Origin of the sequence: Streptomyces sp. CB02400, from assembly GCF_001905725.1 — a bacterium.
Lineage (GTDB): Bacteria > Actinomycetota > Actinomycetes > Streptomycetales > Streptomycetaceae > Streptomyces > Streptomyces atrovirens.
The window spans coordinates 943875-970443 of record NZ_LIWB01000001.1; the positions used below are offsets into that span (position 1 = coordinate 943875).

Sequence of the window (26569 nt, forward strand, 5' to 3'; positions counted from 1 at the left end):
ACATGGGCCTGATCTCGGAGGTCCTGCTGCTGCCGTTCGCCCCGGTGCGCGGCAGCGGCTGGGCCATCCGGCAGGTGCTGAAGGAAGCGGAACGCATCTACTACGACCCTGCCACGATACGTGCCGAACTGGCACGCCTTGAGGAGCAGTTGGAGGCCGGAGAGATCACCGAGGAGGAGTTCGACCGGCAGGAGGACGAACTCCTCGACCGGTTGGAGACCGCAACGCGCACCGGCGCGGGTACAGGGGACGGGACGGGACCACGATGAACCGAATGGGACTGGGCCTCGCGATCGGGGCCGGATACCTCCTCGGACGGACGAAGAAACTGAAGATGGCGGTCGCCGTCGGCGGCCTGGTGGCGGGCAAGAAGCTGAACCTCGGTCCGCGCATGGTCGCGGACCTGGTGTCCCAGCAGCTACGGGACAATCCGCAGTTCAAGGAGATCGGCGACCAGCTGCGCGGTGATCTGCGGGGCGTCGGCAAGGCGGCCTCCGGCGCGCTGGTCGAGCGGCAGCTCGACTCCCTCGCCGACCGGCTGCACGGCCGTACCGCCGACATGCGGGACCGGCTGACGGGCGCCGGCCCGCGGGACGACGCCGACGCGGAACACGCCGAGGACGCGGAACACGAGGACGCGCAGGCGGAGGACCGGGAGCCGCCGGACGAGCCGGCCCCCGAGCGGCCTGCCAAGAAGGCACAGGCCAAGAAGGCACAGGCGAAGAAGGCCGCCCCCGCGAAGAAGGCGGCGGCGAAGAAGACGGCTCCGGCGAAGAAGACGGCCGCCAAGAAGACCGCGGCCGCGGCCCGCGGCGCCCGCTCCCGCACGGCGAAGGGAGGTGACGAGTGATGACCGAGACCCTCGGACGGGCCGGCTCCGCCGCGCGTGACCGTGCGGACGGGGCGGCGAAGAACCCGCTCGCCGACGTGGCCCACAGCGAGGCCGCCGACCGGCTCAAGGCCGAACTGCAGGACTACCTCGCGGCCCAGGCCACCCGGCTGCTGACCGGCCTCGGCCACAAGCTCGGCGAGACCACGAACAAGCTCAACGACATCGCCGAGGGCAACAGTCCGGGCTTCGCCAAGCTCGCCCTCGACGGCGGCCGCAAGATCGCCGAGGGCAAGAGCCCGCTGCGCAGCGCCGTCGAACTCGGCGCCTCACGGGCCAAGGACAACGTGATGGGCGCGCTGAAGGGTCTGGGCGGCGGCAAGGGCAAGCGCAAGAAGTCCGCAGGCCAGAAGCCCACCGTCATCATCGAGCACATCGACGTCGGGGTCCCGCTGCGCACGGCGTACGACCAGTGGACCCAGTACCAGGACTTCAGCACCTTCGCCAAGGGCGTCAAGAGCGCCAGTAAGTCCGACGACACCACGTCGGACTGGCAGGCGAAGATCTGGTGGTCCAACCGCAGCTGGAAGGCGAAGACCACCGAGCAGGTCCCCGACGACCGCATCGCCTGGTCCTCGGAGGGCGCCAAGGGCACGACGAGGGGCGTCGTCTCCTTCCACCGCCTCGCCGACAACCTCACCCGGGTCCTGCTGGTCATCGAGTACTACCCCTCGGGCCTCTTCGAGAAGACGGGCAACATCTGGCGCGCCCAGGGCCGCCGCGCCCGGCTCGACCTGAAGCACTTCGCCCGCTTCATCACCATCAAGGGCGAGACCGAGGACAGCTGGCGGGGCGAGATCCGCGACGGCGAGGTCGTCCGCAGCCACGAGGACGCCCTCGCCGAGGAGGAGGACGAGACCCCCGCCGGCGACCGCGAAGAGGAAGAGGAGCCCGAGGGCGAGTACGAGCAGGAGCCCGAGGACGAGCCGGAGCCCGAGGACGAGCCGGAGTCCGAGCCCGAGGACGAGTACGAGGACGAGGACGAGTACGAGCCCGAGGACGAAGAGGGAGAAGAGGAAGAGGCACCGGAGGCAGCCGAGGAGTCCGAGGAGGACGAGTACCCGGAGGACGAGTACACGGACGAGGACGAGGTCGATGACGAGCGGTCCGAGAGCCGGAGCCGCCGATGACGACCCCCAGCCGGCTTCCCGAGCCGTACGGCCAGGGCAGCGGCGCCAATCTCGCCGACATCCTGGAAAGGGTGCTCGACAAGGGCGTCGTGATCGCGGGTGACATCCGCATCAACCTGCTGGACATCGAACTCCTCACCATCAAGCTGCGCCTCGTCGTCGCCTCCGTCGACAAGGCGAAGGAGATGGGGATCGACTGGTGGGAGTCCGACCCGGCGCTCTCCTCGCGCGCCCGGCGCGACGAACTGGCCAGGGAGAACGCGGAGCTGCGCGAACGGCTGGCCCGGCTGGAGGAACTGGGGCTGGAGCCCCGCCGCGCACAGGAGGAGGGCCCGTGACCGGACTGCGGTACGTCTACGCGGTCTGCCGCCCCTACGGCACGCCGCTCCAGGCACAGCTGACCGGAGTCGGAGGCGATCCGCCCCGGCTGCTGACCCACCACGGCCTGGTGGCCGTCGTCAGCCACGTGCCCGAGGCGGACTTCGCGGAGGAACCGCTGCGCGCGCATCTGGAGGACCTCGACTGGCTGACCGCGGTCGCCCGCGCCCACCAGGGCGTGATCGACGCGCTCACCACCGTCACGACCCCGCTGCCGCTGCGGCTCGGCACCGTGTTCCGCGACGACAGCGGCGTACGGACCATGATGGAGGCGCGCGAGGAGAGCTTCCGGCGCACCCTGGACCGGCTGGAGGGCCGGGTCGAGTGGGGCGTCAAGGTCTACGTCGAGTCGGACCGGACACCGGATGCCCCCGCCGCGCCCGTGCCCGCGCCGAAACCGGTGTCCGGCCGGGACTATCTGCGGCAGCGGCGGGAGCGGACGAAATCGCAGGACGATCTGTGGCAGCGCGCCGAGACGTTCGCGACCCGGCTGCACGAGACCCTCTCCGGGGCCGCCGAGGACTGCCGGCTGCACGCACCGCAGAATCCCACGCTCTCCGGCGCCTCCGGGCGCAATGTGCTCAATGCCGCCTACCTCGTCCCCCGTGTGGAATCCGAGGAATTCGTGGAAAAGGTGGAGCGTACGAAGGACGGCGCGCCCGGAATACGTGTCGAACTCACCGGGCCCTGGGCGGCCTATTCGTTCGCCGGTGAGGAAATCGCCGAGGAGGAGGGCCCGTGACCGTCGTCGAACGCCGCGAAATAGCCCTGGTGGACCTGCTCGACCGGCTCCTGGCCGGCGGGGTCGTCATCAAGGGGGACATCACGCTGCGCATCGCGGACGTCGACCTGGTCCGTATCGACCTCAACGCGCTCATCAGCTCGGTGAACGCGCGGGTCCCGTCCCCCTTCGAGGAGTCGCTGTGACGGCCGCCCCCGACGACCGGCACGTCGAGCCGCACATCGAGCCGCACGGCAGCCGGCGCAGAAGCCTGGACCTGGAGCCGGACACGGTCGAACGCGACCTGATCAAGCTGGTGCTCACCGTCGTGGAGCTGCTGCGCCAGCTCATGGAGCGGCAGGCGGTGCGCCGGTTCGACGAGGGGGACCTGACCGAGGAGCAGGAGGAGCGGGTCGGGCTCACCCTGATGCTGCTCGAGGACCGCATGGCGGAACTGCGGAACCGCTACGGACTGCGGCCCGAGGACCTGAATCTGGACCTCGGGCCGCTCGGACCGCTGCTTCCCCGGGACTGAGCCCCGGAAAAGGCCCCTGGGACTCGGTCCCAGGGGCCTTTTCCGTCATCTCACCACCGGTACCAGCGGCCCCTGCCCCCGCCCGCCGACGTACTGCGCATGAAGAACCCCAGAAGCCACACGATCAGAACCGCCAGAGCGATCCACCAGAGAACCTTTACCGCGAATCCGGCGCCGAAAAGGATCAGCGCCAACAGCAGGACCAGAAGAATGGGAACCATAATGTCAACCTCCTGACATCCTGATGTCCCGGAAAACGCGGTTCAGGCTTCCTTGCGGCAGAGAATCTCGCCGTGCAGCACGCTGAACCAGCCGTCTTCCCGGCCGCCCCATTCCCGCCACGCCCCGGCCACTTCCCGCAACTGCTGCCGGGTGGCGTGACCGCCGTCGACCGCCCGCTCGGCATAGGCCGACGCCACGGTGCGGTCCGCCCACAGGCCGCTCCACCACGCCCGCTCCCCGGCGGTCGAGAAGGTCCAGGTGCCGGAGGTCGCGGTGACGTCCGTGAAGCCCGCGGCGAGCGCCCAGGACTTCAGCCGCCGCCCGGCGTCCGGCTCGCCCCCGTTGGCCCGGGCCACCCGCCGGTAGAGGTCCAGCCAGTCGTCCATGCCCGCCGACAGGGGATACCAGGTCATCGCCGCGTAGTCCGAGTCCCGGACGGCGACGAACCCGCCCGGCCTGGTCACCCGCCGCATCTCGCGCAGCGCCCCCACCGGATCACCCACGTGCTGGAGCACCTGATGGGCGTGGACCACACAGAACGTGTCGTCCGGGAAGTCCAGCGCGTGCACGTCCCCCACCGCGAAGTCGGTGTTCGTCAGCCCTCGCTCGCCGGCCACCGCGCGGGCCTGCTCCAGGATCCCCGGCTCCCGGTCGAGACCGGTGACGTGCCCGTCGGGAACGAGCCCCGCCAGATCCGCGGTGATGGTGCCGGGTCCGCACCCGATGTCCAGGATCCGCATGTGGGGCTTGAGCACCCCGAGGAGATACGCCGCCGAGTTCTCGGCGGTCCGCCAGGTGTGCGACCGCAGCACCGACTCGTGGTGGCCATGCGTGTAGACGGCGGTCTCCCGCGCTTCCGGCATGACGAACCCACCCCTTCCACTCTCGTAGGAGGGCCCTCACGCTACGCCCGACAGCCGCATGATGAGATGCATGTTTCACATACTGGACGACGCTCCGGTCGAAACCCGTTTGCCACCTGTGCCGACGACCCCGCACAATCCCCACCATGGGTCATCTGGAAGCCGCGCACCTCGAGTACTACCTCCCCGACGGGAGGGCGCTGCTGGGCGATGTCTCCTTCCGGGTGGGGGAGGGGGCCGTCGTGGCCCTCGTCGGACCCAACGGCGCGGGCAAGACCACCCTGCTGCGCCTCCTCGCCGGCGAGCTGAAGCCGCACGGCGGCTCCGTCACCGTCACCGGCGGCCTCGGCGTCATGCGCCAGTTCGTCGGCTCCGTGCGGGACGCCACGACCGTACGGGACCTGCTGGTGTCCGTGGCGCAGCCCAGGATCCGCGAGGCCGCCCGCGCCGTCGACGCCGCCGAACACGCGATCATGACCGTCGACGACGAGGCCGCCCAGCTGGCGTACGCGCAGGCCCTCGCCGACTGGGCCGAGGCGCGTGGGTACGAGGCCGAGACGCTGTGGGACATCTGCACCACGGCCGCGCTGGGCGTGCCGTACGAGAAGGCGCAGTGGCGCGAGGTCCGCACCCTCTCCGGGGGCGAACAGAAGCGCCTGGTCCTCGAGGCGCTGCTGCGCGGCACCGACGAGGTGCTGCTGCTCGACGAGCCGGACAACTACCTCGACGTACCCGGCAAGCGCTGGCTGGAGGAACGGCTCGCCGAGACCCGCAAGACCGTCCTCTTCGTCTCCCACGACCGCGAACTCCTCGCCCGCGCGGCCCGGAAGATCGTCTCCCTGGAACCGGGCCCCGCGGGCGCCGACGCATGGGTGCACGGCGGCGGCTTCGCCACCTTCCACCAGGCCCGCCAGGAACGCTTCGCCCGCTTCGAGGAACTGCGCCGCCGCTGGGACGAGAAGCACGCCCAGCTCAAGAAGCTGGTCCTGACGCTGCGCCAGGCCGCCGAGAACAGCACCGACATGGCGTCCCGCTACCGCGCCGCCCAGACCAGGCTGCGCAAGTTCGAGGAGGCGGGGCCCCCGCCGGAGCCCCCGCGCGAGCAGGACATCAGGATGCGTCTCAAGGGCGGCCGTACCGGTGTACGCGCCGTCACCTGCGAGGGGCTCGAACTCACCGGCCTGATGAAACCCTTCGACCTGGAGGTCTTCTACGGCGAACGGGTCGCCGTGCTCGGCTCCAACGGCTCCGGCAAGTCCCACTTCCTGCGCCTGCTCGCCGGCGACGGCGTGGCCCACACCGGGCACTGGAGACTCGGCGCGCGCGTGCTGCCCGGCCACTTCGCGCAGACCCACGCCCACCCCGAACTGCTGGGCCGCACCCTCCTGGACATCCTGTGGACCGAACACTCCCAGGACCGGGGCGCCGCCATGTCACGCCTGCGCCGGTACGAACTGACCCAGCAGGCCGAGCAGACCTTCGACCGGCTCTCCGGCGGCCAGCAGGCCCGCTTCCAGATCCTGCTCCTGGAACTCCAGGGCGTCACGGCCCTGCTCCTCGACGAGCCGACCGACAACCTCGACCTGGAATCGGCCGAAGCCCTCCAGGAAGGCCTGGAGGGCTTCGAGGGAACGGTCCTCGCCGTCACCCACGACCGTTGGTTCGCCCGCTCCTTCGACCGCTTCCTGGTCTTCGGCAGCGACGGCCGCGTCAGGGAGACTCCCGAACCGGTGTGGGACGAACGCCGGGTGGAGCGAGCGCGCTAGAGGGCTCACTTCCAGCGCAGCAGCGCGCCCAGACCGCCGACCGGCGTGTCGTCCCGCACACCCGGTGCCAGGGACACCGACAGCGCGGGCGCGTCCGTGGCGACCGCCGACCGGATCAGCGCGTCGTCCGCCCGCGCCGACCAGGAGTTCTGCTCACCGAGCACCTTCAGGTCCGTACGCCGCACCGCGAGCTGGTCCGGATCCTCACCGATCCACACCTCACGGTGCGCGTCGGCCGAGTCCGGCCGGATCAGCAGCTCGTCGATCCGGTGCTCGCGCGCGGCCTCGACCAGCGCCGGCACGCCCTCCACGGCGCTCGCGCGGCCCTCGTCGTCGGGGCTGCGGGCGGCGAGGAACCGCTCCAGCTCCGCCGCGGCCCGGTCGTGGACGTGCTCCGCGCGGATCCGTTCCACGTCCTCGTCGAGCAGCCTGCTGCCGGCCCCGCGCGACGCCTCGGCCACCAGGCCGTGCAGCCGCTGCGGCAGCCGTTCGCGCACGGAGCGCTGCTCACGGTCGTCACCGACCAGGATCAGCAGATCGGCGCCGGTCTCCTCGTGGCAGACGGCGAGCGCGTCGGCGATCTCCGCGGCGTTGTGCTCCCAGGTGTTCTCCACCCGTAGCTGGAAGTGGCGCTCCGACCAGTCGACGGAACCGGTCCGGTGCAGCGGCCACTGCCGCCCGGTGACACCGCCGGCGTCGTCCCGGCCGAGCGCGCTGCGCAGTTCGAAGTCCGCACCCCTGCGGTCGACGTACGCGACGATGCACACGGGATCCTCGCCGGCCAGCTCCAGCAGCGGCGCGACCCGGGGCAGCGGCGCCCACTGGGCCCAGTCGCGCTGCGGGGACCGGGCCAGCGGCGGGTCGAGCACCACCTCGCCGTCCCGGGCGAACAGCGCGCGGCCGTGCGGTTCGCTGGAGTGCCGCAGATCCTCCAGCGCGCGGCGCACCGCCTGGCAGGTCGCCTCGTCCGCGCCCTGGTCGGCCAGTTCCTGGGCCATCGCCTGGGCCGTCAGCCGCCGTTCCTGAGGGGTGTGCTCCGTGTGCCGGGAGGTGTCGACGTAGACGGAGGCCCAGGGGCCGGGACGTTCGTAGAGTGGATGCAGGAAAGCGAGTTCCATGGCTCCCTCCCGGTTGCCGTTCGGGGTAGTGCTTGTACCGGCCGGGCGGGTACCCGGACCGCATGGACACACACGACGAGCGGGGCACCACGATGACCGGAGTCGAGCCGGACCGCCTGGACGACCAGCAGCTCATGAAGGAGCTGGAGACCATCCACCGCACGCGCCACGACACACTGCTGTACGGCTCCAACGACGCGCTGCGCGCCCACAACGAGCGGATGGCGCAACTGGAGGGCGAGTACCTGCGCCGCAATCCGCGCCGCCCGGTGGCCGCGGGCCGCACACGCGAAGGTGCCCGGGAGCGGGGTGCCGCGGACACCACGACACCCACGACTCCGGGCACCTGATTCCGGGCCCCGGACCGCTTACGAGACCTCCTCGGCCCCTTACGGGGTCTGCTCGGCCCCGAACACCTCGAGGTACGTCTCGCAGAAGGCCTTCAGATCGTCCGGTTTGCGGCTGGTGACCAGTTTGTTCGGCCCGTGGTCGCAGACCTTCACCTGCTCGTCGACCCAGGTGGCGCCGGCGTTGCGCAGGTCCGTCCGCAGGCTGGGCCAGCTGGTCAGCACCCGGCCCCGGACGACGTCGGCCTCGACGAGGGTCCAGGGGGCGTGGCAGATCGCGGCCACCGGCCGGCCCTGTTCGAAGAAGTCCCGCACGAACGCGACGGCCTTGTCGTCCATGCGCAGGAAGTCCGGGTTGGCCACTCCGCCCGGCAGCACCAGCCCCCCGAAGGAGTCCGCCGACGTCTCGCCGACGACCTCCTGCACGGGGAAGGTGTCCGCCTTGTCGAGATGGTTGAACGCCTGGATCTTCCCGGGGCTCGTCGACACGAGCACGACTTCGTGACCGGCGTCCACGGCCGCCTGCCACGGCTCGGTCAGCTCCACCTGCTCGACGCCCTCGGGCGCGGTCAGGAATGCGATTCGCATGATGGCACTACGTCCCTTCGTTCCGCTCGTTCAGCTCTTCCCGTCCGGTTCCGCACGGCTGATGTCGGCCAGCGCCGAGCCGGGCTCCCGCGCCTCGGCCAGATCGCCGAGACTCACCAGGCCGACCGGCAGACCGCCCTCGACCACCGGGATCCGGCGTATCGCGTGCTCCCGCATCAGGGCGACGGCCGAGGACACCGGATCGTCCGGGGCGAGCGTCAACGGGTCCGGCGTGCACACCGACCCCGCGCTCGTCCCGAGCGGATCCGCGCCCCGGGCGACCGCGCGGACCGTGATGTCGCGGTCGGTGAGCACGCCGACGACCCGCTGCCCGTCCGCCACCACCACGTCGCCGATGTTCTGGGTGCGCATCAGCTGCGCCGCCTCGACGATCGAGGCGTCCGGGCGTACGGCGACCACGCCCGGAGTCATCACGTCCTTGACGAACTCGGCCATGACCGAGGGCCTCCCTGTCGATCCCGGCCGCTGGGGCACCGCGGGCCGGCCGCGGTGCCCCGGCGGGCCGGTTACGCGGTCTCCGTCTCCCGGGACCGGGTCAGCGCCTCGGCCAGCTCCTGGACGCTGTTGTAGCGGGCCTGGCGCGGCAGCCGCTCCAACGCCTCGATGAGGACGTCGGGCGCGTACCGCCGGTCCAGGGCGCGCATCAGCTCGCGCGGACCCGCGGGGAACGCCCCGCGGCCCAGGATCCTGGCCAGTTCCAGCCGCACCGACTCCAGTGACGTCGGGCCGCGGCCCGGTGTCACCGGGCCGCGCGCGACCTCGGGGTCGTCGTCGGCGAACGGCTCCGGGTCGTGCCACTCCTCGGTGCGGGTGGGGTGCCCGGACCGCAGCAGACCCTGCAGTTCGTGCTTCATCTCGTCGTCGCGGTGGACGCTGAGCCGGTCGCTGCCTCGCTGCATGTCTCCCTCCAGATCCTTCGGGGTGCGCACCGCGTACCCGGGGAGCGGAGGGCGACACGGGAGTTCGGGCGCCGGATCGTCACGGGCCGGGGTTTGGCCGCCGACGGGCGGGAGACCCGCATTCCCACGCCCCCCACGTGCCTCCCGGAAAGGACAGGCCATGGCGGTGCTCGCCGTGCTCATCCCGCCACTCATGCTCGGCGTGATCCTGATGCTGGGCCGCTACGAGGATTTCGTGCTCCCGCCCGCACCGCCCGAGGCCGAACCGCCCGAAACCCGGTTGGGGAGTTTGGGACGGTGAAGCGGGGGCAGGCGCACCTCCAGTGCTTCGGACAGGAGGCACGTCCGTGGAGGCGGCGTCACGCCGCTCCGGGCGCACCTGTCCCCGACCGGCGCGCCCACCACGGTGACCGTCCGTCCCCGAGCACCCCCCGAGGGAGCTGCGACGCGCCATGCCGACCCGAGCGACCGCGAAACACCCGCACGACGACGCCCCCGACACCGCTGCCGCCTTCCACAGGCTCGCCGCACTGCCCCCGGGGCCGGAGCGGGACGCGCTCCGTGACGAGATCGTCGAGGCCTGGCTGCCCATGGCCGACCGTCTCGCCGGACGCTTCCGCAGCCGCGGCGAGAGCTTCGACGACCTGCGCCAGGTCGCCGCGCTCGGCCTGGTCAAGGCCGTCGACCGGTACGACCCCGAACTGGGCAACGCCTTCGAGAGCTACGCCGTGCCGACCGTCACCGGCGAGATCAAGCGGCACTTCCGCGACCACATGTGGACCCTGCACGTACCGCGCCGGGTCCAGGACCTGCGCAACCGCGTCCGGCACGCCTCCCAGGACCTGTCCCAGACCACCTCCGGCCGCCGGCCGACCGTGGCCGAGATCGCCGAGCACACCGATCTGAGCGAGGAGGACGTCCGTACCGGACAGGAGGCGCTGGAGAGCTTCACCGCGCTGTCCCTGGACGCCGAGCTGCCCGGCAGCGACGACGGCTACTCGCTCGGCGACGCACTCGGCGCGCCCGACCCGGCGCTGGACACCGTGGTCGACCGCGAGGCAGTCAAGGAACGGCTGGCCGCGCTGCCCGAGCGGGAGCGGGCCATCCTCTACATGAGGTTCTTCGGCGACATGACGCAGAGCAGCATCGCCGAGGAGCTGGGCATCTCGCAGATGCACGTCTCCCGCCTGATCAGCCGCTGCTGCGGCCGGGTACGGGAGCAGGTCATGCGGGACGGGGAGGAGTAGCGCGGGCCCTTCACCCGCTCGGGTGCGCCCGGTCCCGCCAATGGTGTCCGGCGGCGAGCGGTGCGGCGGCGATGGGGCTGTGATGGCTGTGGGGCGCGACCGAACGCCGTGCCCCCGCCGTCGCTCGAAGGAGCCCGCACCATGCGCCGCACCGCCCGTGCCCTGTCCCTCGCCGCCGCCACCGGTGCCGCCCTCGCGGCGCTCGCACCGGCCGCGTCGGCGGGCACCGTTCCGGACGACGGGGCCTCCTGGGGCACCACCTCCCCCTCGCCCTGCCCGCGGCCGGAGGAGCACGCGTGGGAACCGGACGCCGCCCTCGAACCCGCCGGGCCCGAGGCGGCCGTACCGAAGAGCACGGTGCTGGACGAGCTCGAAGCCGAGCTCGAAGCCGAGCTGGCAGCCGAGCTCGGTGCCGGACCGGACGCCGAGTTCGATGCCGGACCCGATGCCGAGTTCGGCGTCGACGCCAGCACCGACGCCGACGCCAGCACCGACGCCGACGCCGGACCCGGCTTCGGAGCGGAGATCCCCGCTCCCCAGAAAAGCGACCCCGCCGGCCCGGAGCCCGCCGGCCCGGAGCCCGCCGGCCCGGAGGCCGTCGAACCGAAGGCCCTGAAGCCCAGGCCCACCGAGTCCAAGGCCCCCGAGCCCAAGCCCACCGCCTCCAAGACCCCCGAGCCCAAGCCCACCGAGTGGAAAGGCACCCCCTGCCCCACCGCCCCCGCGCACCAGGGCGTCCACGCCGGCGCGGGCGGTGCCTTCATCGACTCCGTGCCCGCGCTGGCCGCCGGCGGGCTGCTGATCGCGGGCGCGTTCGGCGCCGCCGCGCACCGCGTGTACCGCGACCGCACCACCCGTGCGGACGGCTGACGCCGGCCGCACCCACGTGTGAACAGCGCGGATCCACGCGGCACCCATGGCACGCGGCACGCTGGGTACTGACTGGCTTAGGCCTGTCGTCAGGTCCCCGCCTTCCAGGCGGACGGCGGGGACCTGACGGATGACAGGACCCGGAACACGAGCCGGCGCCGGGCACGACGCCGGGGAACCGCGCGGAGGTAGGGATGCGGCGGACGGATCCGGAAGGCCACGGCCCCGTCCGGTTCGGGCCGGCGCTCCCCGAGGACGGGCTGCCCGTCCTGCCCGAGCTGTCCGCCGTACTCGCCGCCGCGGCCTCCCGCGCCGACGCCGAACCGGTCGGCGGCGGGCCCGCCCTGCTGGACGCGGCCTGCGGCTACGGTGACCGGCGCGGACTGCCCGCCGCCCCCGACCGGGTGGCCGTCGCCCCCGGCGCCCCCGCCCTGCTGGTGGCGCTGACCGCCGCCCTCGGCGGCGACGTCCTGGTGCCCCGGCCCTGCGCCGCCTGGTGGGCCCCCTACGCCCGCCTGCTCGGCCGTCCCGCCTTCCATGTGCCGGCCTCGGCCGAGAGCGGCGGCGTCCCCGACCCGTACGCCCTGCTGGAGACCGTGCGCCGGCTGCGGGCCGAGGGCGGCGACCCGCGCCTGCTGGTGCTCTCCGTCGCCGACGACCCCACCGCCGGCGTCGCCCCGCCCGAACTGCTGCACGAGACCCTGGAGGCCGCCGTCGGCGAGGGGCTGCACCTGGTCAGCGACGAGACCTGGCGCGACACCCTGCACGACCCGCACGGCACCGTGCTGCTCAGCCCCGCCGAGATGCTGCCCGACCGGGTCACCGTCGTCACCGACCTGGCCGGCGCCCTGCTCCCGCCGGGCTGGCCGGCGGCGGTGGCCCGCTTTCCGGCCGGCGAGGACGGGAACGCGCTCCACGCGCGCGTGCTCGACGTGCTCACCGCGCTCGACGCGCGCGTCGCCTCCCCCGTCGCCGTCGCGGCGGGGTACGCGCTGTCCGAGCCCGGACCGGTCACCGCGCGCGTCGCCGACGCCGTACGCCTGCACGCGCGCGTGGCCGCCGCCGCGCACCACGCCGTCGTCGCCGCGGGCGCCCTCGCCCGGCCCCCCTGCTGCGGCCGGCACCTGTACGTCGACCTCACCCCCCTGGCCCCCGCGCTCCGCGCGCACGGCATCGGTGACGCCCAGGAACTGGAGGACTTCCTCACCGCCCGGCTCGGCATGCCCGCGCCGGGCGGCCACCGCTTCGGCGACGACCTCGAAGCACCGCGCGTACGGCTGTCCACCGCCCCCCTGCTGGGCGACACCGCCGCACTGCGCGCGGAAGGCCTGGGTTCACCCGCGCCCCTGGAACTGCCGCAGGTACGACGCGCGTTGACCCGGCTGACAACGGTCCTCGACGAACTCCGTGACGGCGCCCGGCGACGGGAGTCCCCCCGATGACGCGGCGCCCCGGGCCGGCCGTGAGGACGGCCTTCCCCGGATCCGGCACCCGGGAGGCCGACGGCCCGCCCGTCCCGTACCCGCCACTGGCCGCTCCCCGTCCGCTCGCCGAACGCCGCTTGTGGCCCCGCACCTTCCACGACCGGCTGACGTCCCCGCTGCCCGGCCTGAAGGCCCTCGCCCGCTTCGCCCGCGAGGGCGCCGTACGGCCCGCCCCGGACGGTCTCGCCGACGTCCCCCTGCTGCCCTGCGTCCCCGGCCCGCTGCCCCGCGCCGACGCCCGCACGGTCGCCGTCACCTGGGTGGGACACGCGAGCTGGGTGCTGCGGATCGGCGGGCTCACCGTGCTCACCGACCCGGTCTGGTCCCGCCGCATCCTCGGCACCCCCGCCCGGATCACCCCTGTGGGCGTCCCCTGGGAGGCCCTGCCGCGCGTGGACGCGGTCGTCATCAGCCACAACCACTACGACCACCTGGACGCCCCCACCCTGCGCCGGCTCCCGCGCGACACCCCCATGTTCGTGCCGGCCGGGCTCGCCCCCTGGTTCCACCGCCGCAGGTTCACCCGCGTCACCGAGCTCGACTGGTGGGAGGCCGCCGAACTCGACGGCGTCCGCTTCGACTTCGTACCGGCCCACCACTGGTCCAAGCGCACCCTCACCGACACCTGCCGCTCCCTGTGGGGCGGCTGGGTGCTCACCGGCCCCGACGGGCGGCGCGTCCACTTCGCCGGCGACACCGGCTACGGCCACTGGTTCTCCCGCATCGGCCGCCGCTACCCCGGCATCGACCTCACCCTGCTGCCCGTAGGCGCCTACGACCCCCGCTGGTGGCTGGCCGACGTCCACTGCGACCCGGAGGAGGCGGTGCGCGCCGCCCAGGACCTCGGCGCACGCCACATGGCCCCCATGCACTGGGGCACGTTCGTCCTGTCCGCGGAGCCGGTCCTGGAACCGCTCACCCGGGTCCGCGCCGCCTGGGAGCGGACGGGCCTGCCCCGCGACCACCTGTGGGACCTGCCGGTGGGCGGCTCCCGGATCCTGACCGGATCCTGACGTGACCGGATCCTGACGTGACCGGGGCCGCCGTGACCGGGACCGGCTCACCCCGCCGCCGTCCCCCGCATCCGCCGCCACAGGCCCGGGGCCACACTGATCAGCACCGTCAGTACGACCGCCGCCAGGACGCCCTGCCACGGCTGGTCGAACAGCGAACCGCCGAGCACCCCGATCAGCTGGTACGTCGCCGCCCAGGCCAGACAGGCCGGCAGATTGCCCCGTACGAAGCGCCGCACCGGCCACTTCGCGACCAGACAGGCCAGCATCACCGGCAGCCGCCCGGCCGGGACCAGCCGGGACAGCACCAGCACCGCCACCCCGTGGTCGGCGAGCTTGTGCTGCGCCTGCGCCAGCCGGTCCTCCGGGGCGCGCTCCCGGATCGCCTCCAGCCAGCGGGAGCCGTTCTTCGACCTCATCCCGCGCCGCCCCAGCCAGTACAGCGCGACGTCCCCGAGGAACGCCGCCAGGGACGCCGTCACGAACACCAGCGCCATCGAGAACGGCGCCGCCCGGTGGAAGGCGACCACGGCCGCCGAACTGACCAGCGCGCCCGTCGGCACCACCGGCACCAGCGCGCCGATCAGCACCAGCAGGAACAGCGAGGGGTAGCCGACGGCCTGCTGGGTGAACTCGGGCGCCACGGCCGGCAGGGCCACCGACGACAGTGACGCACCGGCCGCCTGGCCCGGGGCGGCGGGAAGGATCACCGCGAGACCTCCAGGCGCACGCGCTCCCCGTGCGCCAGCCGGTGCACCGACGCGCCGGGCGCGTGCCGGGCCGCCTGCCGCTCGAACTCGTGCCCCGGCGCGTGGAACTCGTGCGGGCGCACGGCGTCCATCCCGATCGGCCAGTACGTGCCGTAGTGCACCGGCACCGCGCTGGACGCCCCCAGCCGGGCCAGCGCCTCGGCCGCGCGCCCCGCGTCCAGATGGCCCTCGCCCAGGTACGGACCCCAGCCGCCCACCGGGAGCAGCGCCACGTCGACCGGCCCGACCTCCTTGGCCATCTCGTCGAACAGACCGGTGTCCCCGGCGAAGTACGTCCGCGCCTCGCCCTCCAGGACGTAGCCGAGGGCGGGGGAGCGGTGCGGTCCGACCGGCAGCCGCCGCCCGTCGTGCCGCGCGGGCACGGCCCGTACGACCAGTTTGCCGACCCTCGTCACATCGCCGGGCGCCACCTCGCTCATCCCGAGATGCGTGAGCCGGCGCAGCCCCGGCACCGCGCGTGGTGCGCCCCGGGGCACGAGCAGGCGCGTACCCGGGGCGAGCCGGGCCAGCGACGGTATGTGCAGATGGTCGGCGTGCAGATGGGAGACCAGGGCCACGTCCGCGTGCCGGGCCTCGGCCGGCGGCACCGCACCGCGCCGGCGCCGCAGATGCGCGAGCCGGCGGGCGAACAGGGGGTCGGTGAGCACACGGGTGTGCGAGTCCTCGACCGTGCAGGTGGCGTGACCCCACCAGGTGACCTCCACCGGCACCTCTTCCGCCCCCTTCGCGCGACTCCCCGAAGCCTACGCGCAGGAGTAGGGTCGGCGGCGAAAACCGGAGGTGAGGGGGCGCCATGGGGCCGGTGCGGGTGACGGCGATCGCGAGTCTGACGCCGCTGGAGGAACTGGACGCCGATCCCTTCCTGGTGGACTCCCGCGGCCAGCACGCCATGTGCGCCCGCTGGGCCGCCGAGCACGGCTATGTGGTGGCCCGGGAACTCCTCGTACGGGGACTGCGGCCCGATCACGGTGTGCTGTGGGACGGAGTGCTGCCCGGGGCCGATCTGTTCGTGGCGCCCAGTCTGCGGGTACTGGAACGCGCGCTGTCCTCCGTGGAGGAGTTCACGCAGGAGTGCGCGCGGCGCGGGGTGCGCGTGGAGACGGTCGGCCGCGCGGAACCGTCGTACGACGCGGCGATGAAGGCCCGTGTGCACCGGCGGCTGTCGCTGCCGACGGCAGGGTACGACGGCCGCTGAGCCGCGGACGGCCCGCGCGACCGGGGACGAAACGCCCCGTCCGGCCGTTGTGACAGGGTGGAGACGGGCCAGGTCGGCCGGGACGTGAGGTGTGCGGGGCGTGGGTGGCGGGCGGTGGCGACGGGTCGCCAGTCAGATCGGGCGGAGTGTCGCCGTGTGGGTGGTCTCCACGCTCACCATGCTGCTGCTCGCGGGCATCCTGCCCGACTTCCGGCTGCGCTCGGCCGACGGCGACAGCGCCACCGACATCGCGGTCACCGCCGCCTTCGGCGCCGGCGCCTTCGGCCTGATGTCCGCCCTGGTCTGGCCGCTGCTGGTGCGTCTGCTGCTGCTCGTGCCGGCGCTCGTGCTGGGCCTGCTGGTGTTCTTCCTCAACGGCGCCCTGCTGTGGCTGGCGCTGCACGTCACCCCGGTCGAACGCGGCACCGCCGCACCGGAGACGGCGGTCGTGGTCGCCGCGGTGATGTCCGCCGTCGCCTCCGCCACCGGCGCCGCCCTCGCCGTACGCGACGACGACGCCTACCGCCGCCGCCTCTACCGCCTCGCCGACCGCAGACGGGGCTCCGCCCCGCCCTGCCCCGCCACCCCCGGCACCGTGTTCCTGCAACTCGACGGCGTCGGCCACGACGTGCTGCTGGCCGCCGTCGACAAGGGACTGATGCCCACCGTCGCCCGCTGGCTGGGCACCGGCACCGGCGGCGACCACCCCTCCCACCGCCTCACCCCCTGGCGCACCGACTGGTCCAGCCAGACCGGCGCCAGCCAGCTCGGCATCCTGCACGGCAGCAACCACGACGTCCCCGCCTTCCGCTGGTACGAGAAGGCCCGCCGCGAGGTCATGGTCTGCAACCGGCCCACCAGCGCCGCCGAGCTCCAGGCCCGCGCCATCGAGTACTCCGGCCACGCGGGACTGCTCGCCACCGACGGCGCCAGCCGGGGCAACCTCTTCAGCGGCGGCGCCGACGAGCAGGCCCTGGTGCTCTCCATCGCCACCCGTCGCCGCGGTCCGGCGGCCCGTTCCCGCGCGGGCTACTTCGCGTACTTCTCCGACCCCGCCAACGCGGTGCGCACCGCGCTGTCCTTCGTCGCCGAGGTGGGCCGGGAGATCGGCCAGTCCACCCGGGCCCGGTTCCGGGAGCAGCGCCCGCGCGTCTCGCGCGGCGGGCTCTACCCGTTCGTACGGGCCTTCGCGACCGTCGTCGAACGGGACGTCGTCGTCGCCGCGGTGACGGGCGACCTGCTGGCCGGCCGCACCGCCGTCTACGCCGACCTGGTCGCCTACGACGAGGTCGCCCACCACTCCGGGCCCACCAGCCGGGACACCGACAAGGTCCTCCAGCGCCTCGACCGCGCCCTCGCCCTGATCGAGAACGTCGCCGAGCACGCCCCCCGCCCCTACCGCGTCGTCGTCCTCTCCGACCACGGGCAGAGCCCCGGCGAGACCTTCCGCTCCCGCTACGGCCTCACCCTCGGCGACCTGGTGCGGGCCGGCTGCGGACTGCCCGTGCCGCGCCGCGCCCAACGCACCCACAGCGGCGCCGAGGCCCGCGCCGCCGTCCGGGCGGCGCTGCGCCGGCCCGTCGAGGAGGGCGCCGAGCACTACCGCCCCTCCCGCGGCTCCGAACCCGTCGTGCTCGCCTCCGGCAACCTGGGCCTGGTCTCCTTCCCGGACGTGCCGCACCGGATGACCAAGGAGGAGATCGACGCCCGCCACCCCGCGCTCCTTGCGACCCTCGCCAACCACCCCGGCATCGGCTTCCTCCTCGTCCGCAGCGAACGCCACGGCGGGGTCGTCCTCGGCGCGTACGGCGCGGAGATACCGCTGGACGAACTGGACGACGACCCCGGCCCGCTGGCCGCGTTCGGCCCCGGCGCCGCCGACGTCGTGCGCCGCACCCACACCTTCCCGCACACCGCCGACATCATGGTCAACTCCTTCCACGACCCCGCCGACGGAGAGGTCCTCGCCTTCGAGGAGCAGATCGGCTCCCACGGCGGCCTCGGCGGCGCCCAGTCCCGCCCCTTCCTGCTGTCCCCGCTCGCCCTGTCCGCGCCGGTCCCCGACGGAGCGGACCTCACCGGCGCCGAACAGATCCACCGGGTGCTGCGCCGCTGGCTGACGGAGTCGGACGAGGCGGAAGTGCCGGCGGAGCCGGACCGGGAACGCGCGGCCTGAGCGGGCCGGCCCGCGGGAGCCGGCCCGGCACGGTTTTCCCGACGGGTCCCACCGCCGGGCCACCGGGTCGTCGAGACCCTCGACCGCGCCCGGCGGGGTCGACCGTGCGAAAACGCGTTGCCCCGGTGCGTCCGGGCGCAGTTCACTGGTTCCGGCGCCCCTCGTGATCCGCGTGCTCCGGCCCGGCCGCCGGTGATCCGTGCGCCCCCTTCCGACCTCCCCGAACCCCCAGGAGCCGCTGCGTGCAGGCAGCCGTCACCGTCACCCCCGCCCGCATCCCGGAGCTGCTGCTCGGTCTCGCGACCGTGCGGCCGGTGTTCCTCTGGGGAGCGCCCGGTATCGGCAAGTCCTCCCTGGTCAGGGAGTTCGCCGAGTCACTGGGGCTGGAGTGCGTGAGTCTGCTGGGCACCCAGCTCGCCCCCGAGGACCTGATCGGCGTGCCCCAGATCCGCGACGGCCGCTCGGTGTTCTGCCCGCCGGAGGCGATCGCCCGTGACGAGCCGTACTGCCTGTTCCTGGACGAGCTCAACGCGGCCACCCCGGACGTGCAGAAGGCGTTCTACTCGCTGATCCTGGACCGCCGTATCGGCGACTACGAGCTGCCCAAGGGCTCCATCGTCATAGGCGCCGGCAACCGCGCCACCGACAACGCGCTCGCCCGCCCCATCGCCTCCGCGCTCGTCAACCGCCTCACCCACGTCCACCTGGAGGCGTCCCCCAAGGACTGGCTGGTGTGGGCGGCGGACAACGGCATCCACCCGTGGATCACCGACCACCTCACCGACCGCCCCGACCACCTGTGGTCCAAGCCGCCCAAGACCGAGGAGCCGTTCTCCACGCCCCGCTCCTGGCACATGCTCTCCGACGCGCTGCACTCCTTCGGCCGTGACCTCGACGAGGACACCCTGAAGGTCCTCGCGCACGGCACGCTCACTCCCGCGCACGCCACCGCCTTCTGCGGCTACGTCAAGATCGTGCGCAGCCGTTTCGGCATCGACGCCGTCATCAAGGGCGAGGCCCGCTGGCCGCACCGCCTGGAGGACCGCGACCTGCTCTACTACCTCGCCGAGTCGTTCCGGGAACGCCTCGTCAAGGAGCTCCCGGCGACCAAGGAGCACATGTCGGCGAACGGCCGCCAGACCGCGTACCGTGCCAAGTCGCTGCTGGTGCAGCTCGCCGAGATCTCCGTCGAGGTCGCCCAGACCGTCATCGCCTCCGACAGCGACGGCAACCCGGTGCTGCCGTCCTGGTTCCTCGTCGAGGCGGCCCGCGACATGCCCCGGCTGGTGGAGGCGCGCCGGTGAGCCGCGGCCGGGCGAAGGGCCCGAAGAAGCGGGACCTCGCGGGGGAGGCGTTCGACGCCGGGCTGCGGCTGGTGCGGGCCAACCCCGCGCTGGCCGCCGTGGAATTCGAGGTCTGCCGCGGGGAGAACTGCGCGCTCGCGCCCCGCGACGGACTGGTGCGCGTGGACTCCGAGGCCGTCCTGCACGCCCACCCGGACCGCATGGCCGACCCGGAAGCCTGGGCGTGGGCCCTCGCCCACGCCGTCCTCCACCTCGGCTTCGGCCACGTCCCGGCCGCCAAGGGCACGCGCGAGCAGCCCGACCACTGCGAGCTCGCCGCCCGCTGCGTCGTCGTCAACCGCTTCCTGCTCGGCTTCCCCGTCGGCCGGACGCCCGACCACCTGCCCGCCGCCTACCCCGACGGCGACGAGGAACGGCTCGCCGCCCGCTGGCGCCGGGACGGGGTCCCGGCCGTGTACGAGCGCTGCGGCACGGCCGGCGGCGAGGCGGACCTGCTGCTCGTGGAGTGGTACGGCTGGTACGGGCAGCCGCCGGACCACCAGCTCGCGTTCGCCACCGCCCTCACCCGCACCGTGTCCGCCGCGATGGACATGGCGGCCGGCCGCCTCGACAGCCTGGACGGCAAGCCCGCCCCACGACGCCCCTGGGAGCGTGCGCTCGGCTGGTTCGTCTCCTCCTACCCGCTGCTCGGCGGCATCGCGGCCGGCATCACCCTCGTCGCCGACGCCGAACTCGCCCGCGCCCACGGCATCTCCGTCGCCGCCGTCGACGCCGAGGCGGGCGAGATCTACGTCAACCCGCTGCGGCATCTGGACGAGGAGGAATGGCGCTTCGTCCTCGCCCACGAGATGCTCCACGCCGCCCTGCGCCACGGCGACCGCTGCGGCGGACGCGACCCGTACCTGTTCAACGTCGCCTGCGACTACGTCGTCAACGGCTGGCTGGAGGAGATGCGGGTCGGCACCATGCCCGAGGGCCTGCTGTACGACAAGGAGCTCGCCGGACTGTCCGCCGAGGAGGTCTACGACCGGATCGCCGTCGACCTCCGGCGCATGCGCCGGCTGGCCACCCTGCGCGGCAAGGGCCTCGGCGACATCCTCGGCGGCCCCCTCGGCCCGCCCCGCGACTACGTCGACCTCGACGGCTTCTACCGCCGGGGCCTGTCCCAGGGCCTGGACCTGCACGACCGGCAGGAGCGCGGCTTCCTGCCCGCCGGCCTGGTCGAGGAGATACGCGCGCTCAGCCATCCGCCGGTGCCCTGGGACGCCCGGCTCGCCCACTGGTTCGACGAGTTCGTGCCCCGCCCCGAACCGCTCCGGTCGTACGCGCGTCCCTCACGGCGCCAGGCGTCCACCCCCGACATCCCCCGCGCGGGACGTCACTTCCCGCCCGAGGAGATCGCCCGCTGCACCTTCGGCGTCGTCCTGGACACCTCCGGCTCCATGGACCGGGTCCTGCTCGGCAAGGCGCTCGGCGCCATCGCCTCCTACGCCGAGGCCCGTGACGTACCGGCCGCCCGCGTGGTGTTCTGCGACGCGGCACCGCACGACGCGGGGTACGTACCGGTCACCGAGATCGCCGGGCGGGTGCGGGTGCGCGGCCGGGGCGGCACCGTGCTCCAGCCCGGCATCGACTTCCTCCAGCGCGCCGACGACTTCCCGCCCACCGCGCCGATCCTGGTCATCACCGACGGCTGGTGCGACGACGTCCTGCGGGTCCGGCGCGAGCACGCGTACCTCATCCCGCGGGGCGCGCGGCTGCCGTTCACCGCGAGGGGGCCCGTCTTCCGGGTGAGTTGAGCCGTGATGTGATCGGATGGGGGCGGGCACCCGGTGATCCGGGCGCCCGGACCGAGCACCGCCGGACACACGGCCGGACATTTTCGAAAGGATGCGTCATGGCAGCCACGCGCTCCGCACACACCGTTTGGGAAGGCAACCTGTTCAAGGGCAGCGGGGTCGTCGCCTTCGACTCCTCCGGCAGCATCAGTGAGCAGCCGGTCACCTGGGCGTCGCGGGCCGAGGAGGCGAACGGCAGGACCAGCCCCGAGGAGCTGATCGCCGCCGCCCACTCAAGCTGCTTCTCGATGGCCCTGTCCAACGGTCTCGACAAGGCCGGCACCCCGCCGACCAAGCTGACGACCTCCGCCGACGTCACCTTCGTGCCCGGTGAGGGCATCACCGGTATCCACCTCACCGTCGAGGGCACCGTTCCCGGCCTGGACGAGGCCGGTTTCGTCGCCGCCGCCGAGGACGCCAAGGTGAACTGCCCCGTCAGCCAGGCGCTGAAGGGCACGAACATCACCCTGACGGCGAAGCTCGCCTGACCCGCTCGCCGCGCCGCACCACCGCAGGCCGCTCCCTTCCGGGGCGGCCTGCGGCACGTCCCCACCCGGAGCCGCACCACCATGACGCCACGCCCCGCCGTCTCCGCCCACCAGGGCGGCTCCGAGCGCGCCGCCCCGGCGACCCGGGAGGCGTACGAGGACGCGCTCGCGTCCGGCGCGGAGTACGTCGAGTTCGACGTACGGCGCACGGCGGACGGGGTCTTCGTCGTCCACCACGACCTCCGCGTACGCCGCACCGGCCCGCCGCTGTCCACGCTCACCCACGCCGAGCTGAACGACCGCGCCGGATACCCCGTGCCCGTCGTGGACGAGGTCATGGCACTGGTCGCGGGGAAGCTCGTCGCCCATCTGGACCTCAAGGAGACCGGCCACGAGCGGGAGCTGATCGACCGCGCGGTCGCCCTGCTCGGCGAGGACGGACTCGTCGCCACCACCCTCGAGGACCGCTCCGTCGCCGCCCTCACCGCCGCCCGTCCGCGGGTGCGCACCGTGCTGTCCCTCGGCCGGGACGGCAAGGACATCGCCCGCGGCCGGCTGGTGCGGACCCGGATCGGCGAGCTGCTGCCCATGCGCCGCGTCCGCGCCTGCGGCGCCCACGGGGTCGCCGCGCACTGGCGGCTGGCCCGCGCCGGCGTGCTGCGCGAGGCGGCCCGTAACAGACTGTTCACCATGGTGTGGACGGTCAACGAGGACGCGGCGCTGCGCGGCTTCCTGGGCGATCCGCGCGTGGACGTGCTGATCACCGACCGGCCCCGCCGTGCCGTGGCCCTGCGTGACGCACACCCCTCTCGTTGACAACCACCCGCTCAACCTATTGACAATGGGCCGCTCAAGTTTTGTGCTGGAAGTCCGGAGAGGTGCCCTGGCGGAAGGGGACAGCGATGGGACGTGCGGTCGGAATCGACCTGGGAACCACGAACTCGGTGGTGGCCGTGCTGGAGGGCGGTGAGCCCACCGTCATCGCCAACGCGGAGGGCGCGCGCACCACCCCCTCGGTCGTGGCCTTCGCCAAGAACGGCGAGGTGCTGGTCGGCGAGGTCGCCAAACGGCAGGCCGTGACGAACGTCGAACGCACCGCCCGCTCGGTCAAGCGGTACATGGGCGACGCGCACTGGCGGTTCCCCGAGCAGGGCTCCGTCGACGGCACCCGCTACACGGCGCAGGAACTGTCCGCCCGGGTGCTGCAGAAGCTGCGCCGGGACGCCGAGTCCTACCTCGGCGAGGACGTCACCGACGCGGTCATCACCGTACCGGCGTACTTCGACGACACCCAGCGGCAGGCCACCAAGGAGGCCGGGGAGATCGCCGGCCTGAAGGTGCTCAGGATCATCAACGAGCCGACGGCGGCGGCCCTGGCGTACGGCCTGGACAAGGAGAACGACCAGACCGTCCTCGTCTTCGACCTGGGCGGCGGCACCTTCGACGTGTCGCTGCTCGACATGGGCGAGGGCGTCATCGAGGTCAAGGCCACCAACGGCGACACCCACCTCGGCGGCGACGACTGGGACCAGCGCGTCGTGGAGTACCTCGCCAAGCGCTTCAAGGGGCAGTACGGCGTCGACCTGGCGCAGGACAAGATGGCGGTGCAGCGGCTGCGGGAGGCCGCCGAGAAGGCGAAGATCGAACTGTCCTCCTCGTCGGAGACCACCGTCAACCTGCCCTACATCACCGCCTCCGCCGAAGGGCCCCTGCACCTCGACGAGAAGCTCACCCGCGCCCAGTTCCAGGAACTCACCGAGGACCTCCTCGAGCGCTGCAAGAAGCCCTTCCACCAGGCCGTCAAGGACGCCGGCGTGAAGCTCTCCGCGATCGACCACGTCATCCTGGTCGGCGGCTCCACCCGGATGCCCGCCGTCACCGACCTGGTCCGCGAACTCACCGGCAAGGAGCCGCACAAGGGCGTCAACCCCGACGAGGTCGTGGCCCTCGGCGCCGCCCTCCAGGCGGGCGTCCTGCGCGGCGACGTCAAGGACGTCCTCCTCCTCGACGTCACCCCGCTGTCCCTGGGCATCGAGACCAAGGGCGGCATCATGACCAGGCTGATCGAGCGCAACACCACGATCCCCACCCGGCGTTCGGAGATCTTCACCACCGCCACCGACAACCAGCCCTCGGTCGGCATCCAGGTCTACCAGGGCGAACGCGAGATCGCCGCCTACAACAAGAAGCTCGGCGTCTTCGACCTCACCGGTCTGCCCCCGGCCCCGCGCGGCGTCCCGCAGATCGAGGTGGCCTTCGACATCGACGCCAACGGGATCATGCACGTCTCCGCCAAGGACCTCGCCACCGGACGCGAACAGAAGATGACCGTCACCGGCGGCTCGGCCCTCCCCAAGGACGACATCGACCGCATGATGCGCGACGCCGAGCAGTACGCCGAGGAGGACCGCAACCGCCGCGAGGCCGCCGAGACCCGCAACCAGGCCGAACAACTCGTCTACCAGACCGAGCGGTTCCTGCGGGACAACAGCGACAAGGTGCCCGGCGAGACCAGGGCCGAGGTCGAGTCGGCCGTCTCGGGGGTGAAGCGGCTGCTGGAGCAGCAGTCCTCCGACACCGCCGAACTGCGCGCCGCCGTCGAGAAACTCGCCTCCGTCAGCCAGAAGATGGGCCAGGCGATGTACGCGCAGGCCCAGCAGACCCCCTCGGAGGGCACCGGACAGCACACCCCGCCGCAGGACGACGACGGCGTCGTCGACGCGGAGATCGTCGACGACGACAAGGACACCGGCCGGCGCGAGAACGGCGCGGCCTGACCGCCGTACGCCGCACCGGTCAGGGCTTGCGGGCGACCCCCGCGTACACCGGCACGATGCCCTCCGCCTGCGCCGCCACGTCCTCCGCCTCCGGACGCCACCCGTGCACCGGGATCACCCCCGGGCCCAGCAGCTCAAGCCCGGTGAAGAAGCGGGAGAACGCGGCCAGCGAGCGCGGGTGGAAGGGCGTACCGCCGCGCCGGAAGTGCTCCGCCGCCTGCCCCACGGCCTCGGGGCTGAGATCGGGCGTGACCTGGGAGAGGATCAGGAAGCTGCCCGGCGCGAGCGCGGCCGTGTACCGCTCCAGCAGGCCGTACACGTCGTCGCCGTCCGGATCGTCGTCCAGGTAGTGGGTCAGTGCGACCAGCGACAGCGCCACGGGCCGGCCGAGGTCCAGCGACTCGGCGGCCCGGCGCAGCAGCGTGTCCGCGTCCCGCACATCGGCGTGCACGTACCGCGTGCCGCCCTCGGCGGTGCCGTGCAGCAGCGCCTCGGCGTGCCGCAGCACGATCGGGTCGTTGTCCGCGTACACCACGCGGGACTCCGCGGCGACGCCCTGCGCCACCTGGTGCAGATTGGGCTCCGTGGGGATGCCCGTGCCGATGTCCAGGAACTGGCGTATCCCCGCCTCGGCGACGGTGCGCACGGCCCGGTGCATGAACCGGCGGTTGGCCCGCGCCCCGCGTAACACCGTGCCGTCCGCCGCGAGGATCCTCCGCGCCAGCTCCTCGTCGACCGGGTAGTTGTCCTTGCCGCCGAGCCACCAGTCGTAGACCCGGGCCGGATGCGGCCGGCTGGTGTCGATGCGGGCGGGCGCGGTGTCGGATCCGGTCATGGGCAGTCTTCTCCTCAGGGGTGCGAAGGCTTGCTCGGGCGCGCGGCTCAGTAGTGCTCGCGGCACTCCCGCAGCAGTTTCTCGGTGCGCTGTGTCGAGGCCGCCCGCGCCGTCATGTGGTCCAGGACCTCCAGATGCGCCGACACCTCCTTGCGGGAGTCCAGGTACAGGGCACCGGTCAGATACTCGGTGAACACCATGTCCGGCAGCTCCGGCTCGGCGAACCGGAACAGCGAGAACGGCGCGTACGTCCCCGGGTGCGGACCGTCCGCGAACTCGGCGATCTGCAGCGTGATCCGGTCCCGCGCGGACCACTCCAGGAGCTTGTCGAGCTGGTCGCGCATCACCCGGCCGTCGACGCTCACCGGACGCCGCAGCACCGTCTCCTCCATCAGCACCCACAGGTGCGGCGGATCGGGGCGCTCCAGCAGCCGCTGGCGCTCCATGCGCAGCGCCACGTGCCGCTCGACCACGTCGGGCCCGATGTTCCCGATCGTCCCGGCCTCCAGCACGGCACGCGCGTACCCCTCGGTCTGCAGCAGCCCCGGCACGAAGTGCGGCTCGTAGGAGCGGATGATACGGGCGGCGCCCTCCAGGCTCACATACATGCTGAACCACTCGGGCAGCACGTCGCCGTACCGCTGCCACCAGCCCGGCCGGTTCGCCTCCTCGGCGAGCTCGACGAACGCGGCGGACTCGCCCTCGGGCACCCCGTAGGCGCTCAGCAGGAGCTGGACGTACGGGATCTTCAGCGCGACCTCGGCGGTCTCCATCCGCCGTACGGTCGCGGGCGCCACCCGCAGGATGCGGGCGGCCTCCTCCCGTGAGAGGCCCGCCGCCTCCCTCAGTTCCTGCAGCCGCCTTCCCAGAACCACCTGGCCCACGGTGGGTGCGGCCCGCCGCTCACTCACGCCACGCCTCCCCAACGCGCCCGGGCATGCGCTCAGTCTGTCATGTTCTTCCGACACTCTCACGAGTCGCAGGTGACCGCCCTGTTTCGCTGGTCCTCGCCGCATGACCCGAGAGGTAATCGACCCGCCCCCGCCCGCGCGGGATCGTGGACGCACCGGGTTCCGGGCCGGCGCACTCCGGCCC

At 73.0% G+C, this 26569-nt stretch carries 31 protein-coding genes; 21 read left to right on the forward strand and 10 right to left on the reverse strand.

What is annotated here, in order from left to right:
* Window positions 1-2: 2 nt before the first annotated feature.
* Genes AMK33_RS04060 through AMK33_RS04090 form a run of 7 tightly spaced genes read left to right on the forward strand, consistent with a single transcriptional unit; the run spans window position 3 to window position 3653 of the window.
* Window positions 3-269 (forward strand): gas vesicle protein GvpG, encoded by a 267-nt coding sequence (locus AMK33_RS04060; protein WP_073931259.1) that lies wholly within the window; start codon window positions 3-5, stop codon window positions 267-269.
* The gene (locus AMK33_RS04065) at window positions 266-850 is read left to right on the forward strand and encodes a DNA primase (protein ID WP_073931260.1); all 585 of its coding nucleotides are present in this window, start codon (window positions 266-268) and stop codon (window positions 848-850) included. The genes AMK33_RS04060 and AMK33_RS04065 overlap by 4 nt, the downstream gene beginning before the upstream one ends.
* Entirely contained in the window at window positions 850-2019 is a 1170-nt protein-coding gene (locus AMK33_RS04070; RefSeq protein ID WP_073931261.1) for an SRPBCC family protein, read from the forward strand. Before AMK33_RS04065 ends, AMK33_RS04070 begins: the two co-directional genes overlap by 1 nt.
* Window positions 2016-2357 (forward strand): gas vesicle protein, encoded by a 342-nt coding sequence (locus AMK33_RS04075; protein WP_073931262.1) that lies wholly within the window; start codon window positions 2016-2018, stop codon window positions 2355-2357. Before AMK33_RS04070 ends, AMK33_RS04075 begins: the two co-directional genes overlap by 4 nt.
* Entirely contained in the window at window positions 2354-3139 is a 786-nt protein-coding gene (locus AMK33_RS04080; protein WP_073931263.1) for a GvpL/GvpF family gas vesicle protein, read from the forward strand. The genes AMK33_RS04075 and AMK33_RS04080 overlap by 4 nt, the downstream gene beginning before the upstream one ends.
* Window positions 3136-3324: a gas vesicle protein gene (locus AMK33_RS04085; RefSeq protein WP_073931264.1), complete on the forward strand. Its 189-nt coding sequence runs from the start codon at window positions 3136-3138 to the stop codon at window positions 3322-3324. The genes AMK33_RS04080 and AMK33_RS04085 overlap by 4 nt, the downstream gene beginning before the upstream one ends.
* Window positions 3321-3653 carry a gas vesicle protein K gene (locus tag AMK33_RS04090; protein WP_383457402.1) on the forward strand — a complete coding sequence of 111 codons (333 nt, stop codon included), beginning with the start codon at window positions 3321-3323 and terminating at the stop codon, window positions 3651-3653. The genes AMK33_RS04085 and AMK33_RS04090 overlap by 4 nt, the downstream gene beginning before the upstream one ends.
* Window positions 3654-3703: 50 nt before the next feature.
* On the opposite strand, the gene AMK33_RS04095 is transcribed toward AMK33_RS04090, so the two are convergent.
* Both AMK33_RS04095 and AMK33_RS04100 read right to left on the reverse strand, forming a co-directional pair.
* Window positions 3704-3874: a hydrophobic protein gene (locus tag AMK33_RS04095; protein ID WP_073931265.1), complete on the reverse strand. Its 171-nt coding sequence runs from the start codon at window positions 3872-3874 to the stop codon at window positions 3704-3706.
* Window positions 3875-3916: 42 nt separating this feature from the next.
* Window positions 3917-4738 (reverse strand): class I SAM-dependent methyltransferase, encoded by an 822-nt coding sequence (locus AMK33_RS04100; protein ID WP_073931266.1) that lies wholly within the window; start codon window positions 4736-4738, stop codon window positions 3917-3919.
* A gap of 146 nt (window positions 4739-4884) precedes the next feature.
* Between AMK33_RS04100 and AMK33_RS04105 the strand changes: the two genes are divergently transcribed.
* Complete coding sequence (locus AMK33_RS04105) at window positions 4885-6504, forward strand: ABC-F family ATP-binding cassette domain-containing protein (RefSeq protein ID WP_073931267.1); 1620 nt, start codon at window positions 4885-4887, stop codon at window positions 6502-6504.
* A gap of 5 nt (window positions 6505-6509) precedes the next feature.
* Here the strand turns inward: AMK33_RS04105 and AMK33_RS04110 are convergent, their stop codons facing one another.
* Window positions 6510-7622, reverse strand: a complete 1113-nt coding sequence (locus AMK33_RS04110; protein WP_073931268.1) for a baeRF2 domain-containing protein — start codon at window positions 7620-7622, stop codon at window positions 6510-6512.
* A 62-nt stretch (window positions 7623-7684) separates the two neighbouring features.
* On the opposite strand from AMK33_RS04110, the gene AMK33_RS04115 reads away from it, so the two are divergent.
* The gene (locus AMK33_RS04115) at window positions 7685-7972 is read left to right on the forward strand and encodes a DUF6158 family protein (RefSeq protein ID WP_073931269.1); all 288 of its coding nucleotides are present in this window, start codon (window positions 7685-7687) and stop codon (window positions 7970-7972) included.
* 39 nt (window positions 7973-8011) lie between these two features.
* Here AMK33_RS04115 and AMK33_RS04120 read toward each other — a convergent pair whose 3' ends face one another.
* The 3 genes from AMK33_RS04120 to AMK33_RS04130 form a co-directional block, all read right to left on the reverse strand.
* Window positions 8012-8557 (reverse strand): type 1 glutamine amidotransferase domain-containing protein, encoded by a 546-nt coding sequence (locus AMK33_RS04120; protein ID WP_073931270.1) that lies wholly within the window; start codon window positions 8555-8557, stop codon window positions 8012-8014.
* A 30-nt stretch (window positions 8558-8587) separates the two neighbouring features.
* Window positions 8588-9013, reverse strand: coding sequence for a CBS domain-containing protein (locus tag AMK33_RS04125; protein ID WP_030856357.1), 426 nt, complete (start codon window positions 9011-9013; stop codon window positions 8588-8590).
* Window positions 9014-9084: 71 nt separating this feature from the next.
* Window positions 9085-9477 carry a DUF2795 domain-containing protein gene (locus AMK33_RS04130; RefSeq protein WP_073931271.1) on the reverse strand — a complete coding sequence of 131 codons (393 nt, stop codon included), beginning with the start codon at window positions 9475-9477 and terminating at the stop codon, window positions 9085-9087.
* Window positions 9478-9637: 160 nt separating this feature from the next.
* Here AMK33_RS04130 and AMK33_RS42760 point away from each other — a divergent pair, with 160 nt between their 5' ends.
* The 5 genes from AMK33_RS42760 to AMK33_RS04150 all read left to right on the forward strand — a co-directional run bounded on the left by AMK33_RS42760 (window position 9638) and on the right by AMK33_RS04150 (window position 14091).
* The gene (locus tag AMK33_RS42760) at window positions 9638-9778 is read left to right on the forward strand and encodes a hypothetical protein (protein ID WP_167748548.1); all 141 of its coding nucleotides are present in this window, start codon (window positions 9638-9640) and stop codon (window positions 9776-9778) included.
* Window positions 9779-9929: 151 nt separating this feature from the next.
* Window positions 9930-10724 (forward strand): RNA polymerase sigma factor SigF, encoded by a 795-nt coding sequence (locus tag AMK33_RS04135; protein WP_073931272.1) that lies wholly within the window; start codon window positions 9930-9932, stop codon window positions 10722-10724.
* Between the two features lie 141 nt (window positions 10725-10865).
* A complete protein-coding gene (locus AMK33_RS42105; RefSeq protein ID WP_073931273.1) occupies window positions 10866-11594 on the forward strand; it encodes a hypothetical protein in 729 nt (242 codons plus the stop codon).
* A 194-nt stretch (window positions 11595-11788) separates the two neighbouring features.
* On the forward strand, window positions 11789-13036 hold the full coding sequence (locus AMK33_RS04145; RefSeq protein WP_073931274.1) for an aminotransferase class I/II-fold pyridoxal phosphate-dependent enzyme: 1248 nt from the start codon (window positions 11789-11791) through the stop codon (window positions 13034-13036).
* Window positions 13033-14091 (forward strand): MBL fold metallo-hydrolase, encoded by a 1059-nt coding sequence (locus tag AMK33_RS04150; RefSeq protein WP_073931275.1) that lies wholly within the window; start codon window positions 13033-13035, stop codon window positions 14089-14091. Before AMK33_RS04145 ends, AMK33_RS04150 begins: the two co-directional genes overlap by 4 nt.
* Window positions 14092-14138: 47 nt before the next feature.
* Here the strand turns inward: AMK33_RS04150 and AMK33_RS04155 are convergent, their stop codons facing one another.
* Together AMK33_RS04155 and AMK33_RS04160 are read right to left on the reverse strand one after the other, a co-directional pair.
* On the reverse strand, window positions 14139-14759 hold the full coding sequence (locus AMK33_RS04155; protein WP_073931524.1) for a DedA family protein: 621 nt from the start codon (window positions 14757-14759) through the stop codon (window positions 14139-14141).
* Between the two features lie 38 nt (window positions 14760-14797).
* Entirely contained in the window at window positions 14798-15571 is a 774-nt protein-coding gene (locus AMK33_RS04160) for an MBL fold metallo-hydrolase (RefSeq protein ID WP_073931276.1), read from the reverse strand.
* A gap of 83 nt (window positions 15572-15654) precedes the next feature.
* On the opposite strand from AMK33_RS04160, the gene AMK33_RS04165 reads away from it, so the two are divergent.
* The 7 genes from AMK33_RS04165 to dnaK all read left to right on the forward strand — a co-directional run bounded on the left by AMK33_RS04165 (window position 15655) and on the right by dnaK (window position 24639).
* A complete protein-coding gene (locus AMK33_RS04165; protein ID WP_073931277.1) occupies window positions 15655-16056 on the forward strand; it encodes a hypothetical protein in 402 nt (133 codons plus the stop codon).
* A 91-nt stretch (window positions 16057-16147) separates the two neighbouring features.
* Window positions 16148-18232, forward strand: a complete 2085-nt coding sequence (locus AMK33_RS04170) for a phage holin family protein (RefSeq protein ID WP_073931278.1) — start codon at window positions 16148-16150, stop codon at window positions 18230-18232.
* 242 nt (window positions 18233-18474) lie between these two features.
* Window positions 18475-19536, forward strand: a complete 1062-nt coding sequence (locus AMK33_RS04175; RefSeq protein ID WP_073931279.1) for an ATP-binding protein — start codon at window positions 18475-18477, stop codon at window positions 19534-19536.
* Entirely contained in the window at window positions 19533-21335 is a 1803-nt protein-coding gene (locus tag AMK33_RS04180) for a vWA domain-containing protein (protein ID WP_073931280.1), read from the forward strand. Before AMK33_RS04175 ends, AMK33_RS04180 begins: the two co-directional genes overlap by 4 nt.
* 98 nt (window positions 21336-21433) lie before the next feature.
* Window positions 21434-21862, forward strand: a complete 429-nt coding sequence (locus AMK33_RS04185) for an OsmC family protein (protein ID WP_073931281.1) — start codon at window positions 21434-21436, stop codon at window positions 21860-21862.
* Window positions 21863-21943: 81 nt separating this feature from the next.
* Window positions 21944-22678, forward strand: a complete 735-nt coding sequence (locus AMK33_RS04190) for a glycerophosphodiester phosphodiesterase family protein (protein WP_073931282.1) — start codon at window positions 21944-21946, stop codon at window positions 22676-22678.
* A gap of 86 nt (window positions 22679-22764) precedes the next feature.
* Window positions 22765-24639, forward strand: a complete 1875-nt coding sequence (gene dnaK, locus AMK33_RS04195; RefSeq protein ID WP_073931283.1) for a molecular chaperone DnaK — start codon at window positions 22765-22767, stop codon at window positions 24637-24639.
* 19 nt (window positions 24640-24658) lie between these two features.
* Here the strand turns inward: dnaK and AMK33_RS04200 are convergent, their stop codons facing one another.
* Entirely contained in the window at window positions 24659-25474 is an 816-nt protein-coding gene (locus AMK33_RS04200; RefSeq protein WP_073931284.1) for an SAM-dependent methyltransferase, read from the reverse strand.
* A 47-nt stretch (window positions 25475-25521) separates the two neighbouring features.
* Window positions 25522-26385: a helix-turn-helix domain-containing protein gene (locus tag AMK33_RS04205; RefSeq protein WP_073931285.1), complete on the reverse strand. Its 864-nt coding sequence runs from the start codon at window positions 26383-26385 to the stop codon at window positions 25522-25524.
* Window positions 26386-26569: the final 184 nt, after the last annotated feature.

Excerpts from the sequence above, each read along its gene's own strand:
- AMK33_RS04100 (WP_073931266.1), bottom strand. The coding sequence starts at position 4,738 with ATGCCGGAAGCGCGGGAGACCGCCGTCTACACGCATGGCCACCACGAG.
- AMK33_RS04200 (WP_073931284.1), bottom strand. The coding sequence starts at position 25,474 with ATGACCGGATCCGACACCGCGCCCGCCCGCATCGACACCAGCCGGCCG.
- AMK33_RS04065 (WP_073931260.1), top strand. The coding sequence starts at position 266 with ATGAACCGAATGGGACTGGGCCTCGCGATCGGGGCCGGATACCTCCTC.
- AMK33_RS04060 (WP_073931259.1), top strand. The coding sequence starts at position 3 with ATGGGCCTGATCTCGGAGGTCCTGCTGCTGCCGTTCGCCCCGGTGCGC.
- AMK33_RS04120 (WP_073931270.1), bottom strand. The coding sequence starts at position 8,557 with ATGCGAATCGCATTCCTGACCGCGCCCGAGGGCGTCGAGCAGGTGGAG.
- AMK33_RS04125 (WP_030856357.1), bottom strand. The coding sequence starts at position 9,013 with ATGGCCGAGTTCGTCAAGGACGTGATGACTCCGGGCGTGGTCGCCGTA.
- AMK33_RS04150 (WP_073931275.1), top strand. The coding sequence starts at position 13,033 with ATGACGCGGCGCCCCGGGCCGGCCGTGAGGACGGCCTTCCCCGGATCC.
- AMK33_RS04095 (WP_073931265.1), bottom strand. The coding sequence starts at position 3,874 with ATGGTTCCCATTCTTCTGGTCCTGCTGTTGGCGCTGATCCTTTTCGGC.
- AMK33_RS04130 (WP_073931271.1), bottom strand. The coding sequence starts at position 9,477 with ATGCAGCGAGGCAGCGACCGGCTCAGCGTCCACCGCGACGACGAGATG.
- AMK33_RS04070 (WP_073931261.1), top strand. The coding sequence starts at position 850 with ATGACCGAGACCCTCGGACGGGCCGGCTCCGCCGCGCGTGACCGTGCG.
- AMK33_RS04190 (WP_073931282.1), top strand. The coding sequence starts at position 21,944 with ATGACGCCACGCCCCGCCGTCTCCGCCCACCAGGGCGGCTCCGAGCGC.
- AMK33_RS42105 (WP_073931273.1), top strand. The coding sequence starts at position 10,866 with ATGCGCCGCACCGCCCGTGCCCTGTCCCTCGCCGCCGCCACCGGTGCC.
- AMK33_RS04110 (WP_073931268.1), bottom strand. The coding sequence starts at position 7,622 with ATGGAACTCGCTTTCCTGCATCCACTCTACGAACGTCCCGGCCCCTGG.
- AMK33_RS04115 (WP_073931269.1), top strand. The coding sequence starts at position 7,685 with ATGGACACACACGACGAGCGGGGCACCACGATGACCGGAGTCGAGCCG.
- AMK33_RS04075 (WP_073931262.1), top strand. The coding sequence starts at position 2,016 with ATGACGACCCCCAGCCGGCTTCCCGAGCCGTACGGCCAGGGCAGCGGC.
- AMK33_RS04105 (WP_073931267.1), top strand. The coding sequence starts at position 4,885 with ATGGGTCATCTGGAAGCCGCGCACCTCGAGTACTACCTCCCCGACGGG.
- dnaK (WP_073931283.1), top strand. The coding sequence starts at position 22,765 with ATGGGACGTGCGGTCGGAATCGACCTGGGAACCACGAACTCGGTGGTG.
- AMK33_RS04165 (WP_073931277.1), top strand. The coding sequence starts at position 15,655 with ATGGGGCCGGTGCGGGTGACGGCGATCGCGAGTCTGACGCCGCTGGAG.
- AMK33_RS04145 (WP_073931274.1), top strand. The coding sequence starts at position 11,789 with ATGCGGCGGACGGATCCGGAAGGCCACGGCCCCGTCCGGTTCGGGCCG.
- AMK33_RS04135 (WP_073931272.1), top strand. The coding sequence starts at position 9,930 with ATGCCGACCCGAGCGACCGCGAAACACCCGCACGACGACGCCCCCGAC.
- AMK33_RS04185 (WP_073931281.1), top strand. The coding sequence starts at position 21,434 with ATGGCAGCCACGCGCTCCGCACACACCGTTTGGGAAGGCAACCTGTTC.
- AMK33_RS42760 (WP_167748548.1), top strand. The coding sequence starts at position 9,638 with ATGGCGGTGCTCGCCGTGCTCATCCCGCCACTCATGCTCGGCGTGATC.